At 68.2% G+C, this 15,142-nt stretch carries 15 protein-coding genes; 2 read left to right on the top strand and 13 right to left on the bottom strand.

Annotated features, from left to right (window positions below):
- Nucleotides 1-39: 39 nt before the first annotated feature.
- The 9 genes from AC1HC7_RS12445 to AC1HC7_RS12405 all read right to left on the bottom strand — a co-directional run bounded on the left by AC1HC7_RS12445 (nt 40) and on the right by AC1HC7_RS12405 (nt 8,389).
- Nucleotides 40-1,356: an ABC transporter substrate-binding protein gene (locus AC1HC7_RS12445; RefSeq protein WP_479496478.1), complete on the bottom strand. Its 1,317-nt coding sequence runs from the start codon at nt 1,354-1,356 to the stop codon at nt 40-42.
- A gap of 121 nt (nt 1,357-1,477) precedes the next feature.
- Complete coding sequence (locus tag AC1HC7_RS12440) at nt 1,478-1,894, bottom strand: Rid family hydrolase (protein WP_479496479.1); 417 nt, start codon at nt 1,892-1,894, stop codon at nt 1,478-1,480.
- A gap of 49 nt (nt 1,895-1,943) precedes the next feature.
- Nucleotides 1,944-3,131, bottom strand: a complete 1,188-nt coding sequence (locus AC1HC7_RS12435) for a malate dehydrogenase (protein WP_479496480.1) — start codon at nt 3,129-3,131, stop codon at nt 1,944-1,946.
- Nucleotides 3,131-3,751, bottom strand: coding sequence for a BMC domain-containing protein (locus AC1HC7_RS12430; protein ID WP_479496481.1), 621 nt, complete (start codon nt 3,749-3,751; stop codon nt 3,131-3,133). Before AC1HC7_RS12430 ends, AC1HC7_RS12435 begins: the two co-directional genes overlap by 1 nt.
- 2 nt (nt 3,752-3,753) lie before the next feature.
- Complete coding sequence (locus tag AC1HC7_RS12425) at nt 3,754-5,133, bottom strand: aldehyde dehydrogenase family protein (protein WP_479496482.1); 1,380 nt, start codon at nt 5,131-5,133, stop codon at nt 3,754-3,756.
- Complete coding sequence (locus tag AC1HC7_RS12420) at nt 5,126-6,331, bottom strand: hypothetical protein (protein WP_479499067.1); 1,206 nt, start codon at nt 6,329-6,331, stop codon at nt 5,126-5,128. Before AC1HC7_RS12420 ends, AC1HC7_RS12425 begins: the two co-directional genes overlap by 8 nt.
- Nucleotides 6,332-6,456: 125 nt before the next feature.
- Nucleotides 6,457-6,768 carry a BMC domain-containing protein gene (locus tag AC1HC7_RS12415; protein ID WP_479496484.1) on the bottom strand — a complete coding sequence of 104 codons (312 nt, stop codon included), beginning with the start codon at nt 6,766-6,768 and terminating at the stop codon, nt 6,457-6,459.
- A gap of 4 nt (nt 6,769-6,772) precedes the next feature.
- Nucleotides 6,773-7,093 carry a EutN/CcmL family microcompartment protein gene (locus AC1HC7_RS12410; protein ID WP_479496485.1) on the bottom strand — a complete coding sequence of 107 codons (321 nt, stop codon included), beginning with the start codon at nt 7,091-7,093 and terminating at the stop codon, nt 6,773-6,775.
- Nucleotides 7,094-8,389 (bottom strand): glutamine synthetase family protein, encoded by a 1,296-nt coding sequence (locus AC1HC7_RS12405; RefSeq protein ID WP_479496486.1) that lies wholly within the window; start codon nt 8,387-8,389, stop codon nt 7,094-7,096.
- Nucleotides 8,390-8,484: 95 nt separating this feature from the next.
- On the opposite strand from AC1HC7_RS12405, the gene AC1HC7_RS12400 reads away from it, so the two are divergent.
- Entirely contained in the window at nt 8,485-9,624 is a 1,140-nt protein-coding gene (locus AC1HC7_RS12400) for an FAD-dependent oxidoreductase (RefSeq protein WP_479496487.1), read from the top strand.
- Between the two features lie 128 nt (nt 9,625-9,752).
- On the opposite strand, the gene AC1HC7_RS12395 is transcribed toward AC1HC7_RS12400, so the two are convergent.
- From AC1HC7_RS12395 to AC1HC7_RS12385, 3 genes are read right to left on the bottom strand one after another with little or no spacing between them, the layout of a single operon-like run.
- On the bottom strand, nt 9,753-11,192 hold the full coding sequence (locus AC1HC7_RS12395; protein WP_479496488.1) for an FMN-binding glutamate synthase family protein: 1,440 nt from the start codon (nt 11,190-11,192) through the stop codon (nt 9,753-9,755).
- Complete coding sequence (locus AC1HC7_RS12390) at nt 11,177-11,905, bottom strand: GltB/FmdC/FwdC-like GXGXG domain-containing protein (protein ID WP_479496489.1); 729 nt, start codon at nt 11,903-11,905, stop codon at nt 11,177-11,179. The genes AC1HC7_RS12395 and AC1HC7_RS12390 overlap by 16 nt, the downstream gene beginning before the upstream one ends.
- On the bottom strand, nt 11,902-12,846 hold the full coding sequence (locus tag AC1HC7_RS12385) for a class II glutamine amidotransferase domain-containing protein (protein WP_479496490.1): 945 nt from the start codon (nt 12,844-12,846) through the stop codon (nt 11,902-11,904). Before AC1HC7_RS12385 ends, AC1HC7_RS12390 begins: the two co-directional genes overlap by 4 nt.
- A 158-nt stretch (nt 12,847-13,004) precedes the next feature.
- Here AC1HC7_RS12385 and AC1HC7_RS12380 point away from each other — a divergent pair, with 158 nt between their 5' ends.
- A complete protein-coding gene (locus AC1HC7_RS12380) occupies nt 13,005-13,700 on the top strand; it encodes a GntR family transcriptional regulator (RefSeq protein ID WP_479496491.1) in 696 nt (231 codons plus the stop codon).
- A gap of 136 nt (nt 13,701-13,836) precedes the next feature.
- On the opposite strand, the gene AC1HC7_RS12375 is transcribed toward AC1HC7_RS12380, so the two are convergent.
- Nucleotides 13,837-14,868, bottom strand: coding sequence for a fatty acid desaturase (locus AC1HC7_RS12375; RefSeq protein ID WP_479496513.1), 1,032 nt, complete (start codon nt 14,866-14,868; stop codon nt 13,837-13,839).
- Nucleotides 14,869-15,142 lie beyond the last annotated feature (274 nt).

Below are 15,142 nucleotides of genomic sequence, written 5' to 3'. Positions count from 1 at the left end.
GGCGCGCGCCCCGCCGCCAGGGCCGGGGCGCGCGCGCTGTCACTTCTTGACCCAGGAGGGCAGCTGGAATTCGCCGGTGGCGTATTTCGGCGGATAGATCACCTTGGCCTCGCCGTTTTCGTACCACTGCACCACCACCATGGACGGGCCGCCGTCGTCATAGGGCGGGGTGATGTCAAAGCGGACATTGTGGGGATAGGTGCGCTGGGTGCGCTCCTCGATCTCGCCGGGCTTCCAGAACCCGTAGCGCAGCCACATCTTGCCATCCTTCTTCAGCACCAGGTCCTGGTTCTGCATGGCCTCGATCCAGGGATCGAGCGGCTGGAACCCGCCGGCGTCCTCGGCCGCCGCGAAGGCCTGCTTCAGCCCCCAATAGGCGTTGAAGCCGTTGAAATGCGGGAATTTCGGGCGGGAATCGCCGTAGCGCTCCACATAGGTCTTGGCAAAGGCCGCAGAGGCGTCGTCAAGCGCGAAGCCCACCGAAGGCACCGGCGACAGGGTGGAGATGCCGCCGCCCGCGCCGCCGGTGTCCTCCCAGTATTCCTGACCCAGCGCGCCGACATTGACCCCGGTCATGGCCAGCGGCACCTGCAGCTTCACGTATTGCGAGGACACCACCTGCGAATTCACCGAGGAGATGATGTAGATGAAATCCGCCCCGCTATCGACGGCGCGGTTGAAGATCGGCGAGAAATCCACCGTGGCCACGTCGTAGACGATGGTGTCGAGCACCTCGATCCCGGCCTCCGGCGCCAGCAATCCGCTGACCAGCCCGTTGATGGCCCCGCCGAACGCGGTGTCCTCCTGCAGGATGATCACCGATTTCCAGCCCATCTTCTTGGCCAGCACATCCTTGCCGAAATCGACGTAGAGGGTCGCCAGCGCCTCGTCCGAGGCGATGTTCATGAAGTACATCTTGTAGGTGTCGTAATCCTCGACCAGCTTGTCGATGATGCCGATATACGAGGTCCAGGTGTCCAGCGTCGGGATGCCGAATTCGGTCATCCGCGGCAGCCAGCCCAGCGACACGTCGTCGATGGAGCCGGAGATGATGAAATCCACCTCCTCGCTCTCGGCCAGGTATTCATAGGCCTTGATGCCCTCGGTCACGTCCTCGCCGGTGTCCGCCTTGACCAGTTCGATCTGGCGCCCGCCGAGCACGCCGCCCGCGGCGTTCAGTTCGTCGATGGCGATCTGCGCGCCGCGCAGCGTGCTGCGCCCGGTGTCCGAGGCCAGCGAGCCGATGAAGCCGACCTTCACCGGTTCGGCGAAACCGGCCGACGCGGCAAGAACCGCCGTCGCGATCGTCGCCGCCGCGACGGCCGATCTGGCGATTGCAGTCATGTTGCTGATCATGAGCGATGCTCCCTGTTGTGAGGTTGAACGGCGTTTTCGCCATTTTTTGTATTCAGTATACGGTACACATTGAAACGGACGGGTCAATATGCGCGTGACCGTCGCGCCGCCCCCGCCCCGGTCAATCGAAGGAAATCCTGCCGTTTTCGTCGTGGATCACCGCGTCGGCCAGGATCTCCACCATCATGCCCGGGGTGGTCAGCCCGCCGCCGACGCCCGCGGTCACCGGATCGACGCCGCGAAAAACCTCGCCATGGGCGCGCAGGAACCCCGCCCCCGCCGCGCCCACATCCGACAGGAAGGCGGTGGTGCGCACCACATGGCGCATCTCGGCGCCAAGCTCGCGCAGGGCCTCCTCGATGCGCCCGAGGATGTAGACGGTCTGCGCGTAGGCGTCGCCCGGCGCATGCAGGCGCCCGGTGGGTTCGATGGCGGTGGTGCCCGCGACCCACACGAACGGCCCGACGCGGCGCGCCCGCGCATACGACCCGACGGTTTCGAACCGCCCGCCGGCGTAGACCCGCCCCGCCCCGCTCATCTGTCCTGTCCCGCTCGTTCGCCTGCCGCTTTCATGCGCCCGCCCCCATTCAAGACCCTGCCAAGCGCTTGCGGATCGCCGCCGCCGCCGCGTTCAGCGCCGCCAGTTCGTCACCGGACAGGCGCATCTCCTCGACCTCGATCAGGCCGGACCTGCCCAGATGGCAGGGCACGCCGAGCACCACGCCCTCGATGCCGTATTCGCCGTCGAGCATCACCGTCGCCGGGACCGGCCCGGCGCGGGCGCCGCGAATGTGGTCCATCAGTTCGACCGAGGCATGCGCCGGGGCGATCACCGCCGAGCCGGTCTTTTTCAGCGCCACCACCTGCCCGCCGCCGGTGACCGCGTCGCGCACGCAGGCGGCGATCTGGTCCCGCGACAGGAACGCGTCAAGCGCCCGGCCCCTGATGCGCGAGGCCGACACGATCGGGGCCATCTCGTCGCCATGGGCGCCCAGCGTCACCGCCTCCACATCCGCAAGCTCGACCCCGGCGGCCATGGCCAGCGCGTTGCGGAACCGGCTGGAATCCAGCGTCCCGGCCATGCCCAGCACCTGATTGCGCGCAAACCCCGTGGCGCGCAGCATCTCCATGGTCATTTCGTCGAGCGGGTTGGTGACCACGATCACCACCGCCCTGGGCGCATGGGCGGCGATCGCCGCGCCCGCCGCGTGGATCACCCGGCGATTGACGTCGATCAGATCGGCGCGGGTCATGCCCGGACGACGGGCCCTGCCGGCGCTCACCAGCACGATCTCCGCGCCCTCCACCAGCGACAGCGACGCGCCGCCCGCGGCGCGGGCGCGCGTGCGCGTCACCCCCGCGGCGTGATTGAGGTCCAGCGCCGCGGCCTCGGCCACCCCCGGCGCGATGTCGATCAGTGTCAGGTCATCCGCCATGTCGGCGTTGGCGGCCAGATGCGCGGCGTTGGCCCCGACCCCGCCGGCGCCGATGAAGGCGATCTTCTTCAGGCGCCGCGGGCGCGGGCTGATCCGCGGCCCCGGGGCCGTCCAGCGCGGGCTTCGCCGCCACAGCGCCCGGCGCTGCGCGGTGGCGCCGTCGGTGCGCACCGGTTCCGGGCGCTCCAGCGGGCCGTCGACCAGCGCGATGTTCAGGCGTTCGGCCTGTTCGCGGGCCTCGGAGGTGACGATGTCCCCGGGCAGCAGTTCGATCATCCGGCGCGCGCGGCCGCGGGCCTCGGCGACCTGCTCCGCCCCGATGACGCGCCGCGCCGCCATCAGCCGGCTTTCCCGTCAAGCGCCTCGACCGCCGCCACCGCCGCCGCAATGCCTTCCTTCACGCTGTCCTCGTCGCCGGAGATGAACATGCGCCCGTAGCGCCCCACGGCGCGCACCTCGACGATGTCGATATCGGCCGATTTTTCGGCCTCGTTCACCGCGTGGGCGATATAGGCGGCAGGGGCGCATTCGACGATGCCCAGCGTCTGCCCCGGCACCAGCAGCGCGCCCTTGCGCCATTTGTTGAGCAACTGCGCCTGGTAGGGCTCGACGCTGGTGATCACCTGGGTCGAGGCGATGGCCGGCTTCAGCCGGTCGCCCATGCTTTGCCCGAGTTCGGCGAGAATGGCGTCGCGCGCCGCGCTCACCTCGGCGTTGGAGCGCGAGCGCAGGATGAAGAAGCCGAATTCGCGCTCCACCATCTGGGTGGAGATTTCCACGGAAGACGCCTTCAGCGCCCGGTCGATCAGCGTGAACACGCCGTTGCCCGGGGCGAATTCGCCGATCAGCATGGTGTCGCCGGCCAGCGGCACGGACCCCTGCACCGTGGCCCCGTTATAGGCGGCGAAGCTGGGCTGCAGGTTGTCGATCTGGAGAAGCGCGCGAATGGTGATGGCCAAGGTCATTCTCCGTAAACGTCCATGATGTCGCGCCATGGCCGGTTCTCGTAGGCCACGCGCTTGATGTTGATGAGGTGCAGCGCCGTCACGTTGTCAGAGGTGATCGAACCCGACCAGGTGCCGGTGCCGAGCATGAAGCTGGGTTCGAGATCGGTCGAAAACCCCATGCCGCCATGGATGCCCGGCGTGTTGACCAGAATCCGCCCGGCGGGGATGCGCGAAAACGCCGCCACCGCCTGGGGATCGTTGGAATGGATGATGGCGGTGTGGCCCCAGCCCTCGAATCTGGCGATGGTTTCGGCGGTGTCGATGCCGATGTCGCTGCTTCCCGCTTCATAGAAGGCCAGCACCGGGTTGAGCTTTTCCGCCGAGAGCGGCCGCTGCCAGCCGATTTCGGTTTCTTCGGACACCAGGCAGCGGGTTTTCGGCGGGATCGAAAACCCGGCCTGTTTGGCCAGGCTTTCCGGGCTCTGCCCCACATTGCGCGGGTCCATGGACTGACGCCCGAGGAAAATCACCCCCGCCAGCCGGTCGGCTTCGGCGCGGGTGCAGAAATAGGCGCCGCGCAGCTTCATTTCATGGCGCAGATCGCGGGCGATCTCCCGATCGGCGATCACCGCCTGTTCCGACACGCAGGCGGTGCCGTAATCGAAGCTTTTCGAGGTGATGATCATCTCGGCCACCTCGCCGATCCCGTCGCGCATGGACTTGTTGACATAGCAGGGCACGTTGCCCGCCCCCACCGCCAGCGTCGGCTTGCCGGAAGAATAGGCGGCGCGCACCATCGCCGGGCCGCCGGTGGCCATGACCACCGAGGTGCGCCGGTGGCGCATCAGCTCCGCCGTGCCCTCCTGCGTCACCTCGTCAAGGCACTGGATCAGCCCCCTGGGCGCGCCGGCCTGTTCGGCGGCGTCCGCCAGCACCTTCACCGTTTCCAGCCCCGAACGCACCCCGCGCGGATGCGGCGCGCAGACGATGGCGTTGCCCGCCTTCACCGCCGAGAGCGCCTTGAAGATGATGGTCGAGGTCGGGTTGGTCACCGGCACCAGCGCCGCCACCACGCCCATGGGGGACCCGATGGCGGCGATCTTGGCGGCGTCGTCGCGCCACAGCACGCCGAGCGTGGTCACGTCGCGCAGGTAATCGGCCACCGACAGGGCGTTGAACAGGTTTTTCACGCGCTTGTCGGGGACGTTGCCGTAGCCGGTTTCCTCGACCGCGATCTCGGCGAGCCGCACCGCCTCGGGTTCGATGGCGCGGGCCATGGCCTCGACGATCTGGTCGATGCGCGCCGGGTCGGTCCCGAGGAACGCGTTATAGGCGCGCCAGGCGCGTTCGGCGGCGCGCCGCGCGCTGGCGATGGATTTCAGGTCATCATCCATGGTCGCGGCCTCTCATCAGCGCGTCGAACTGGCGGCGCGCCGCGCTGACATCGGCGGCGGTGACGCCGATGGTCTCCAGCCGCCGCCCGGCGCCGTCGAGGTCGCGATCCAGCATGGTCGCGGCCAGCGTCGCCATGGCCTCGGTGGCGGGGACCGGCGCGTTCACCAGCCGCGCGGCCGAGATCAGCGGGATCAGCGAGCCGATCACCCCGGCGCGGATCATCTCGGCGGTTTCGCGCGTTGCGGGAACCGGGCGCGACCCGGGGCCGGCGCGCGCCCCGGCGCATTGGGCGATCGCCGCGTCCGCATCCGGCAGGTCGCGCACGCCAAACCCGCGCGCCACGGCGCGGCGTTCGTCCCAGAGCCTTGCGATCAGCGCGCGATGGCGCGGGCCGATCAGGTTGCGGAAGGTGTCGTTGGCGGCAATCGGGGTGCCGCCCTCGGGGATGTCCGGGCCGCCATCGGGCGCGCCGGGGCCGCCGAGCAGGATCGCCGGCAATTCGACGGCGCCGCTGGCATCGGCGAAACCGCTATGCACGCAGGAGATCGTCGCCAGCATGTTGGGCAGAATGCCGCGCAGCGCTTCCAGCGCATCGCCCCGCCCCTGCGGCAGCACGGCGGCGGGCGCCGGCGGGCAGGCGGACAGGCTCAGCGCCGCGCCCTCGCGCCGGATCCAGTAGGGGGCGCCGGCCATCTCGACAATGGAAATGTCGGCCTCGCAGCCGCCGGCCTGCAGCAGCCAGGCGACCTCGACCGCGCCCAGGGACCGGGCGTTGGGCAGCGCCAGCACCTGCCCGTCGCGCAGATGATCGGCCAGCACCATGGCATAGGTGCGCTGCTTGTGGATCGGACCGGTGAGGATCAGCGCATCCGCCCCCGCCGCCGCGCGGTCAAGTTCGCCGGTGAGCGCGATGCCGGGGCCTTTCGCCGGGTCGACATGAAATGACCCGATGGGCCCGTCGCCGCGCAGGGTCACCGACCCGGCGGCGCGGATCTCGTCAAGGTCCCGCCCATAGGCCGAGAACAAAGTGACCGCGCAGCCCTCGGCCAGCGCCAGCGCCGCGAACATGCGCGCGTCGTCGCCGCCGCCGAGCACGGCGACGCCGGACAGCGCGCGCGGCGCCGGCGCGGGGGGCGAACCGGCGGCGGCGCCTTCGCTCACCGCATTGGCGAATGCCTCGAAACCTGCGACGCTCATGGGAATCCTTCTTTTCGGAACGTTTTTCAGAACGCCTTTCGGAACGCCTTCCAGAACGGGGGACGATCAGGCGGGGACCGGACGCCGCCCGGCGCGACGGCGCTGCGCGCGTCGCGTCCGAAGGTCTACTCCGCCGCGCCGCCGCCAAGCGCCGCGATCAGCGATTCCAGTTCGTCATGGGGGCGGGCGATCACATGCACCGCCACCACCTCGCCGACCTTGTTGGCCGCCACCGCGCCGGCATCCGCCGCCGCCTTCACCGCGCCGACCTCGCCGCGCACCAGCGTCGAGATCAGCCCGCCGCCGGCCTTTGTCTGGCACACCAGCGTCACGCTCGCCGCCTTCAGCATCGCATCCGCCGCCTCGATGGAGGCGACAAGCCCGCGCGTCTCGATCAGGCCAAGCGCGGTTTGCCCGGGGGCCGGTTTCTGAGCCATGTGTTCAAGTCCCTCTTCTGGAAGTTGGTTTTCTGCGTTTGGCGGCGGCGGGTTTCGCGCCCTCCGCCGTGACGGCGTCGATGATGGCCACCAGCGTCGCGTCCACGGCCAGCCCGGCCACGGATTGGGGCAGGCGCGCGCCCGAGCCTTCGACCATCAGGCAGAGGTCGCCGGTCCCGGCGCCCACCGCATCGACCGCGACCACGGACGGATCGAGCAGTGCGCCGAAAGCGTCCTCGACATCGACGATCAGCAGCCTTTGCCCGGTCAGCCCGGCGGCCTTGACGGTCGCCGTCGCCGTGCCGACGACCCGCGCGATGCGCATTCAGAAATTCCCCAGATAGCGTTCGATCTCCACCGGGGTGACCTGATTGGCGAGAAATTCCAGTTCCCGTTCGGCCTGCTGGCAGAGGATCTCCCAGCGGTCGTCGCCAAGCACGCCGCGCATGAAATCCGACCCCCGCGCCAACGCCAGCCCGGCGGGCATGTCCAGGGGCAGCGGCGTGGGCCCGCTGTCCTCATAGGCGTTGCCCATGCAGGGCGCGGAGGGCTCGATGCCCTGTTCGATGCCGTCCAGCCCGGCGGCGATGTCGCAGGCGAGCAGGAAATACGGGTTGCAATCGGCCGAGGCGTCGCGCTTTTCCACCCGCACGGCGCTGTCGGCGCCCTCGATCACCCGGATGCCCACGGTGCGGTTGTCATATCCCCAGGAGGCGTTGGTCGGGCTGAAGGTGTAGGGCGCCTTGCGCCGGAAGGCGTTGGGCGTGACCGACCCGGCCAGCGATATCTCCGGCATGCGCTTTTGCAGCCCGCCGACGAACAGCCGCCCGGTCTCCGACAGCTTGCCGCCGTCGGAAAACACGTTCTTTCCGTCCCTCCATAGCGAATAATGGGTGTGAAAGCCGTTGCCCGACTGATCGATGAAGGGCTTGGCCATGAAGGTCGCCATGTAGCCATGCACATGGGCGAGCTTCTTGACCAGCGAGCGGAACATGATCACCCGGTCGGCGGACAGCAGCGCCTCGTCATAGCGGATGTTCACCTCCACCTGCCCCGGCGCGTATTCCGGGTTCGACTGTTCGATGGGGATGCCCAGTTCGTTGATCTGCTGGCGGATCGGGCCGAGCACATGTTCCAGTTCCGCCGCGCGGGCGAGGCTGTAGACCTGAATGCCCTGGTCGCGGGGCTTCAGGGTTTCCGGGTCCAGCAGATAGAATTCCAGTTCCGTGCCGGTCTGCACCTCGTAGCCCATGGCCGCCGCGCGCTCCACCTGCGCCACCAGCGCGCCGCGCGGATCGATGGGCACAGGCTTGTGGTCCATGCCCTCGGCGCGGGCCATGCAGAAAGCGACGCCCTCCTCCCAGGGCGAGGCCACCGGCCTGGTCAGCGGGAACATGTGCATGTCGGGATAGCCGTTGTCGAAATTGACATAGGGCGTGTCCCAGACATCGGAGGTCATGTCGATGGCCAGCAACGCGGTGGACAGCGCGTTGCCGCTTTTGCAAACCGTGTCCCAGTGGGTCGCCGGAATGCGCTTGCCGCGCATGATCCCGTTCAGATCCCCCATGCCCAGCGCCACCGTGTGGGCGCCCGGCGGCAGACTGAAATCCGTCTCGGCCATTCATTCTCTCCCGATTGCGTCGGCGCTCTTGTCCGGCTCCTGCTGCTCTGTATACTGTATACAGAATGATGGTTGCGCAAGCGGAAAGTTCACAAATGCAAAAGCCGGAAGTGCTGGTCGTCGGGGCGGGGATCGCGGGGTTGATGAGCGCGATCGCGCTGGCGCGCAAAGGCGCGAAGGTCGCGCTCGTGGACCGGTGGGAACCGGGGCACCCGCGCGCCAGCTCCTCCGATTGCAACCGGGTGATCCGCTCGATCCACGGCAAGGACAAGTTCTACACGCGCTGGGCGCGCGCATCGCGCCTGCGCTGGCTGGAGCTGCAGGAGGAGGTGGAGGAAAAGCTCTATTACGAATGCGGCGCGCTGATCCTCGCCTCGCAAAAGGGCGCGTCATGGGAGGACAACACCGCCGAGACCTTCACCCAGCTCGGCGTGCCCTTCCAGCGCTACGCGCCCGAGGAGATCGCGGCCTTCTTCCCGCAATTCGACCCGCGCGGCATCGCCTACGCGCTGTTCGAACCCGAGGCCGGCATGGTCATGGCGCATCGCACGCTGATCGCCGGCGTGAAGCTGTTCAAGCGGCTCGGCGGGCGGGTGATTCGCGGCCGGGTGATCACCGACGCGGACGAAAAACCCCTTCTCGACGGCAAGCCGCTGGAGGCCGATCTGGTGGTGATGGCCACCGGCCCGTGGATGGCGGACATGTTCCCGCGCACCGTGAAGCCCATCGCCTCGGTGATCGGGGTCAACGTGTTCTACACCTCGACCCCGGACGGATCCGAGATGTTCGACCAGTCGCACATGCCCTGCTGGATCGACCATGGCGAGGGGTCTTTCGGCCTGCCCTCGGTGGAGGGCAGCGGCGTCAAGGCGGCGGTGGTGATCCCCGACAAGGTGGATCTGGACAATGACGAACGCATGGCCCGCACCCAGATGCTGGCCCGCACCCGCAGCTATATCGGCAAGCGGTTCCCAGATCTGGTGGGCGAGCGGGTGGTGGATTCCAAGTTCAACCAGATCATCCTGACCCCGGACACGCATTTCATTCTGGACTGGCACCCCAGGCACGAAAACCTGCTGCTGGCCGGGGGGTGTTCAGGGCATCTGTTCAAGCACGGCCCGGTGTTCGGCGATTTCGTCGCCGGGGTGGCGATGCGGGATTTCGGCACCGCCGATCGATTCCGGCTGGGCGCGCGGCGCAAGCTGTCGCCTGACGAAAGCCCCTCGGGCCGCTGACCCCGCCTGCGCGGCGCCGTCGGCCCGCGCCGCCGCCCGACGCGACAACGCCGGGCGGCGGCGCGGCGTTGTCAACTCAGCGTAGGGCGGATCCCGATCCGCCATTGGCCCAGGGGTCAACCGAACACTCAGCCTTTTCGCGCCAGGCCCCAGTCGAAGGGGCGGTCGATGCCCGCCATCTTCACCCCGGTGAAGGCCGAGGATTCGAAGGACAGCGCCCGCAGATCCTCGGTCTCCAGATTATGCACCGAGGATTTGCCGCACGCCTTGGCCAGCGCGGTGATCTCCATGGTCATGGCGGTCAGATAGCGCGCCACCCGTTCGGCCCCGGCAGCGACGTTCATGCGCGCCTCGAGTCCGGCGTCCTGCGTGGCGATGCCCACCGGGCACTGCCCGGTGTGGCAATGGTGGCACGCCCCCGGCGAGGTGCCGAGCTTCCGGTAATCCTCCAGATAGCGCGGCGAATTGCAGCCCAGCGCGATCATCGCCGCGTTGCCGATCATCACCGCGTCGGCCCCCAGCGCCAGGCATTTCGCCGCGTCGGTGCCGGTGCGGATGCCGCCGGCGGCGACCAGCGTCACCTTGCCCGACATGCCGCATTCGTCCAGCGCCTCGCGCGCCGCCGGGATCGCCGACATGGTCGGGATGCCGGTGTGATTGAGCAGCAGTTCCGGCGAGGCCCCGGTGCCGCCCTCGGCCCCGTCCACCACCACCACGTCGGCCCCCGCCTTGGCCGCCACCGCCACGTCGTAGCGCGGCCGCGTCGCCCCCATCTTGATGAAGATCGGAACCTTGTAGTTGGTGGCGATGCGCAGCTCCTCGATCTTCACCGCCAGATCGTCGGCGCCCAGAAAATCCGGGTGACGGATGGTCGATCGCTGGTCGACCCCCTCGGGCAGGGTGCGCATCTGCGATATCCGCTTGCTCACCTTCATGCCCAGCAGCAGCCCGCCGGTGCCGGGCTTGGCGCCCTGCCCCACCACCAGTTCAAGCCCGTCGGCGCGGCGCAGATGGTCGAGGTCGAGCCCGTAGCGCGCCGGAGACATCTGGTAGACCAGCAGTCTGGACGCCGCGCGCTCCTCCTCCAGCATGCCGCCCTCGCCGGTGCAGGTCATGGTCCCGACCTTGGAGGCCCCGTGGCCCAGCGCCTCCTTGGCGCTCGCCGACAGCGCCCCGAAGGACATGGAGGCGATGTAGATCGGGATGTCGAGCTCGATCGGGTTGTCCACCAGCCCGCGCCCGCCGCCGAGCACCGTCCCGGTGTCGCATTTCTCGCGATAGCCTTCGAGCGGCAGGCGGGTCATGGTCGCCGGCACGAAGGTCAGATCGTCAAAGGTCGGCAATCGCTTGTTGAAGGTGTTGTAGCCGCGCACCTGATAGCGCCCGAGCTGCGCCAGCGCGTGCACCTCCGATATGGCCTCCGGCGTCCAGCGGGCGGAGCCGCCGGCGTCGTAGGACGAGGGCGCTCCGGCCGGCCGGCCCGGGATCGCGCCGTCGGCGAACTGCACCATGTCCTCGGACGCCTCCTCGAACGGATAGACATAGGGGTCGTCTATATCATCAGCCATGCTTTCGCGTCCCTGCTTTCGAAATACCAGAGCCGTTGACCGGCCACGATGCGCCGCCATTCGCGGCTTGAATCCACCAGCCCCAGGGGGGCGAGGATGGCGTCCACCTCGGCCACCTGTTCGGCCGTGGGTTCGGTCACCACCGCGTCGACGCCCAGATTGTCGATGTCCCCGGCGACCCAGACCTCGCCTTCCCAAAGCGCGTCGGCGCAGCTGTCCCCGGCGCCGCCCAGCGCGATCAGCTTGCCGCCATGGGCCATGAAGCCCGACTGGTAGCCGATGCGCCCCTCGACGACGATGGCGCCGCCCTTCATCGCCACGCCGGCGCGCGGGCCGGCGTCGCCCTTCACATGGATGGTGCCCCCCAGCATCGCCGCGCCCGCGGACATGCCCGCATAGCCGCCGACGGTGATGTGGCCCGCGGCCATGGCCTCGCCCACGCCCCAGCCGGCATTGCGTTCGATGTCGATGACCGCGCCGTTGTTGAGCCCGCCGCAATAATAGCCCACCGAGCCCTCGAAGCGGATCTTCAGCCCCGCCGGCAGGCCGACGCCGAGATTGTGGCGCGACAGGGTGTTGGTCACCAGCACCGAGGCGCCGGCGGCGGCGGCGGCCTGGATGTCCTCGTTGATCGTGCGGATCGCGCGGTCGCCGGCCTCGATCACCACCTCCGCCCCCGCCCTGGCGGGGGTCGATGTCGCCGTGTCGCTCATGCGGCGGCCCTCCGGTTGCCGACGCCCCAGATGCCGTGCAGGCTCGGGCCGTCATGGTTGATGATCTCGGCCTCCTCGCGGCAGATGCGGCGCACGGCCTGCTCCTCGGTGGCGACCGCGATCTCGCCGTTCTGCTCCGCCAGCACCAGCGGCTTCATGGCGAAGCGGTCCTTGGCGAAGCCGATGCCGTCGGGCTGGGCGATCATGTAGGTGAACACGCCGTCGATCTCGTCGATGGAGCGGGTGAGCGCCTGGCTCATGGTCAGGCCCTCCTTCATCCGGTCCGAGACCCAGACCGCGATCAGTTCGCTGTCGTTGTAGGTGAGGAACCGGTAGCCCTTGCGCTCCAGCCTGGCGCGCCAGGTGTAGTAATCGGTGATCTGGCCGTTATGGACGATGGCGACGTCGGGAAAGGGCCGCGCCCAGAACGGGTGGCTGGCATTGGGGCGCACGTCGGATTCGGTGGCCAGCCGCGCATGGCCCAGCCCATGCGTGCCGATCATGTCGCGCACGCCGTGCTTGTCGGCGACCGCCCGGGCGTCGCCGGTGTCCTTGATGATTTCCAGCGCCCGGCCCACGGACTGCATTTCCAGCCGGTCGCAGATCGCGTCCGCGGCCTCGGTCCAGCGGGCGACGTCGCGCGGGTCGGTGACGGTCATGCGCACGGAATAGTGTCTTGCGGCGCCGTCATCCCAGGTGGGATCGTCGATGAAATCGCCGCCGTGATCCTTCAGGATGGCGCGGAAATCCTCAAGATCGGCGGACAGCGCGTTGCGATCAAAGCCGATGGCGCGCACCACGTATCCGGTGTCGCGCGGGATCCCGTATATGGCGAAACCGGTCGAATCGGCGCCGCGATGCTTCTGCGCGTCCATGAGCTCCACAAGGTCGGCGCCGACCCTGCCCGGCGCGTTCAGTATCCTGCCTGCTATTCCGCACATCGACAGATCCTCCCTGTTTGCGTATACTGTATACAGTATCCATATGGTGACAAGGGGGAATCGGAGCCGGGACCGCCACGGCGCGGGGCGTCGTTGCAGCCGCCCTTTCGCCGGGCGACTGAATTCGGTATTCAGCATCGATCAGGAGAATGACGCCGATGAGATTCACGCCTCTGTCCAAGCCTCGAACTCGATTGGCGGATCAGGTCTATGACCAGATCGTCGAGGCGATCCGCGACGGATCCATCAGCCCCGACCGCAAGGTGGTGCAGGAAAAGCTCGCCGAGCAGTTCCAGATCAGCCGCACCCCGGTGCGCGAGGCGCTGATCCGCATGGAGCAGGAGGGCATTCTCGCCTTCGCCGGGCGCGGCGGCTTCGTGATCCGCCAGTTGACCCAGGACGAGGTGGCCGAGATCTACGAATCGCGCGCCGCCATCGAGGGCCACGCCGCCCGGCTGCTGGCGCGGCGCAACGATCCGGCGCTGAACCAGCGGCTGCGCGAGGCGATCGAGGCCGAGGAAAGCATCCACGCCGAAAGCGAGACCGGCGAGGGCGCCCAACTGACCCAGGATTCGATCAAGGCGTATTTCCACGCCAACCGGCGCATCCACCGCTCGATCGTCGAGGCCACGGGCAACCGGTTCCTGCTGGAATTCTTCGACAAGATCTGGAACCGCTCGACCTCGTTCCTGCTGTTCGCCAGCATCGAGACCGCGGACATCCCCAGATCGCTGGGCGATCATCTGGCGCTGATCGACGCCATCGCCCTCGGCGACGGGGCCGCCGCCAATCAGAAGATGATCGACCACATCCACGACGGATTTCACTTGCAGATCGAAACCGCCCCCGCCTGAGGCTCCCGATCGCATCGCGCCCCGTTCGCGCGGCGACGATGCGCAACCGCCAACCGCGCGCCCAGCCCTTTCAGCCCGGCCCTTTCAGCCCGGCCCTTTCAGCCCAGCCCTTTCAGCCCGGCCCCGGGAAGGGGGCTCAGCAGGCGCGGGCTTCGGCGTAGGTGACCAGGCGGCGCTGGTTCTCGTCCCAGAGCTGCAGCTTCACGCAGGCGAAGCTTTCCATCAGCGTCAGGCGACGCACGTCGCGCAGCGCCGGGTGGTCGCGCATCACCTGGGTGAGCCGGTAGAACGGGATCCGCGCGTAAAGGTGATGCACGTGGTGGATGCCGATATTGGCCGACAGCCAGCGCAGCACCCCGGGCAGGTCGTAATGGGAGCTGCCGTAAAGCGCCGCGTCGTGCAGCTGCCATTTCTTGGCGTATTCCCAGTAGGTGTCCTCGAACTGATGCTGCACGTAGAACAGCCAGACCCCGAGCGCGGCGGCGAGGATGGTGGTCGGCAGATAGATCAGCAGGAACGGCGCCAGCCCGACGAAATAGATGATCGCCGCGACGATGACGGCGATGCCCAGATTGGTGGCCATGGCGCTGATCCAGTAGCGCGAGCCGTCGCGCATCACCCCGAAGGGCAGGCGCTGCTTGAACACGAAAACGTAGATCGGGCCGATCACGAACAGCGTGACGGGATGCCGGTAGGCGCGGTAAAGAAACCGCTTCCAGGGCGACAGCGCCTGGAATTCGCGCACCGTCAGCGTGTCGATGTCGCCGATGCCGCGCGTATCCAGATTGCCCGAGGACGCGTGATGGATCGCGTGACAGCGTTTCCACACGTCATAGGGGGTCATGGTCAGCACCCCAAGCGCCCGCCCCACCCAGTCATTGGCCGAGCGCGCGCTGAAGAACGCGCCATGCCCGCAATCATGCTGGATCAGGAACAGCCGCAGCAGAAACGCCGAGGCCGGGACCGTCAGCGCCAGCGCCAGCAGGTAGCTGACCGACATCGCCCACCAGGCGGCGGCGACGAAGCCCGCCAGCGGGATGACGGTGATCGCCAGTTCGAACAGGCTGCGCGCCCGGCTGGGCTGGCGATACTTCGCCAGCACCCGCATCCAGTCGCGCGACGACATGCCCGGGGTGTCGGGCATGTCCGAGTCCATTCGTTGCGACATGTCGTTCATTGAATATCCACCCTGCGCCTGCCTGCGCGACCCTGTCGCGACCAAACCGATGGCCCCTGATAAGGCGCCCGCGTTCATGCATCAACCGAATCGAATGATTTCGGGCGCAATCGATTCTGATCCGGGACGGTAAAGAAATCGCGACATCCCGCTGGTTTTGCGCCCATGACGCGGTTTCGCCCCCGCCCGACGGCCCGGCGGCCCGGCGGCGCGCGCTGATCGCGCCGGGGCGGCGCCGCGCCCGGGGCCGCCGCCTGCGCGCGAC

Source organism: Oceanicella sp. (genome assembly GCF_056449545.1).
This window is presented reverse-complemented; position numbering and strand designations above follow the sequence as displayed.

What these genes read in the sequence shown, in the direction of transcription:
- AC1HC7_RS12445 (WP_479496478.1), bottom strand. Translation starts at nt 1,356, where the DNA reads ATGATCAGCAACATGACTGCAATCGCCAGATCGGCCGTCGCGGCGGCG.
- AC1HC7_RS12440 (WP_479496479.1), bottom strand. Translation starts at nt 1,894, where the DNA reads ATGAGCGGGGCGGGGCGGGTCTACGCCGGCGGGCGGTTCGAAACCGTC.
- AC1HC7_RS12435 (WP_479496480.1), bottom strand. Translation starts at nt 3,131, where the DNA reads ATGGCGGCGCGGCGCGTCATCGGGGCGGAGCAGGTCGCCGAGGCCCGC.
- AC1HC7_RS12425 (WP_479496482.1), bottom strand. Translation starts at nt 5,133, where the DNA reads ATGGATGATGACCTGAAATCCATCGCCAGCGCGCGGCGCGCCGCCGAA.
- AC1HC7_RS12420 (WP_479499067.1), bottom strand. Translation starts at nt 6,331, where the DNA reads ATGAGCGTCGCAGGTTTCGAGGCATTCGCCAATGCGGTGAGCGAAGGC.
- AC1HC7_RS12415 (WP_479496484.1), bottom strand. Translation starts at nt 6,768, where the DNA reads ATGGCTCAGAAACCGGCCCCCGGGCAAACCGCGCTTGGCCTGATCGAG.
- AC1HC7_RS12410 (WP_479496485.1), bottom strand. Translation starts at nt 7,093, where the DNA reads ATGCGCATCGCGCGGGTCGTCGGCACGGCGACGGCGACCGTCAAGGCC.
- AC1HC7_RS12405 (WP_479496486.1), bottom strand. Translation starts at nt 8,389, where the DNA reads ATGGCCGAGACGGATTTCAGTCTGCCGCCGGGCGCCCACACGGTGGCG.
- AC1HC7_RS12400 (WP_479496487.1), top strand. Translation starts at nt 8,485, where the DNA reads ATGCAAAAGCCGGAAGTGCTGGTCGTCGGGGCGGGGATCGCGGGGTTG.
- AC1HC7_RS12395 (WP_479496488.1), bottom strand. Translation starts at nt 11,192, where the DNA reads ATGGCTGATGATATAGACGACCCCTATGTCTATCCGTTCGAGGAGGCG.
- AC1HC7_RS12390 (WP_479496489.1), bottom strand. Translation starts at nt 11,905, where the DNA reads ATGAGCGACACGGCGACATCGACCCCCGCCAGGGCGGGGGCGGAGGTG.
- AC1HC7_RS12385 (WP_479496490.1), bottom strand. Translation starts at nt 12,846, where the DNA reads ATGTGCGGAATAGCAGGCAGGATACTGAACGCGCCGGGCAGGGTCGGC.
- AC1HC7_RS12380 (WP_479496491.1), top strand. Translation starts at nt 13,005, where the DNA reads ATGAGATTCACGCCTCTGTCCAAGCCTCGAACTCGATTGGCGGATCAG.
- AC1HC7_RS12375 (WP_479496513.1), bottom strand. Translation starts at nt 14,868, where the DNA reads ATGTCGCAACGAATGGACTCGGACATGCCCGACACCCCGGGCATGTCG.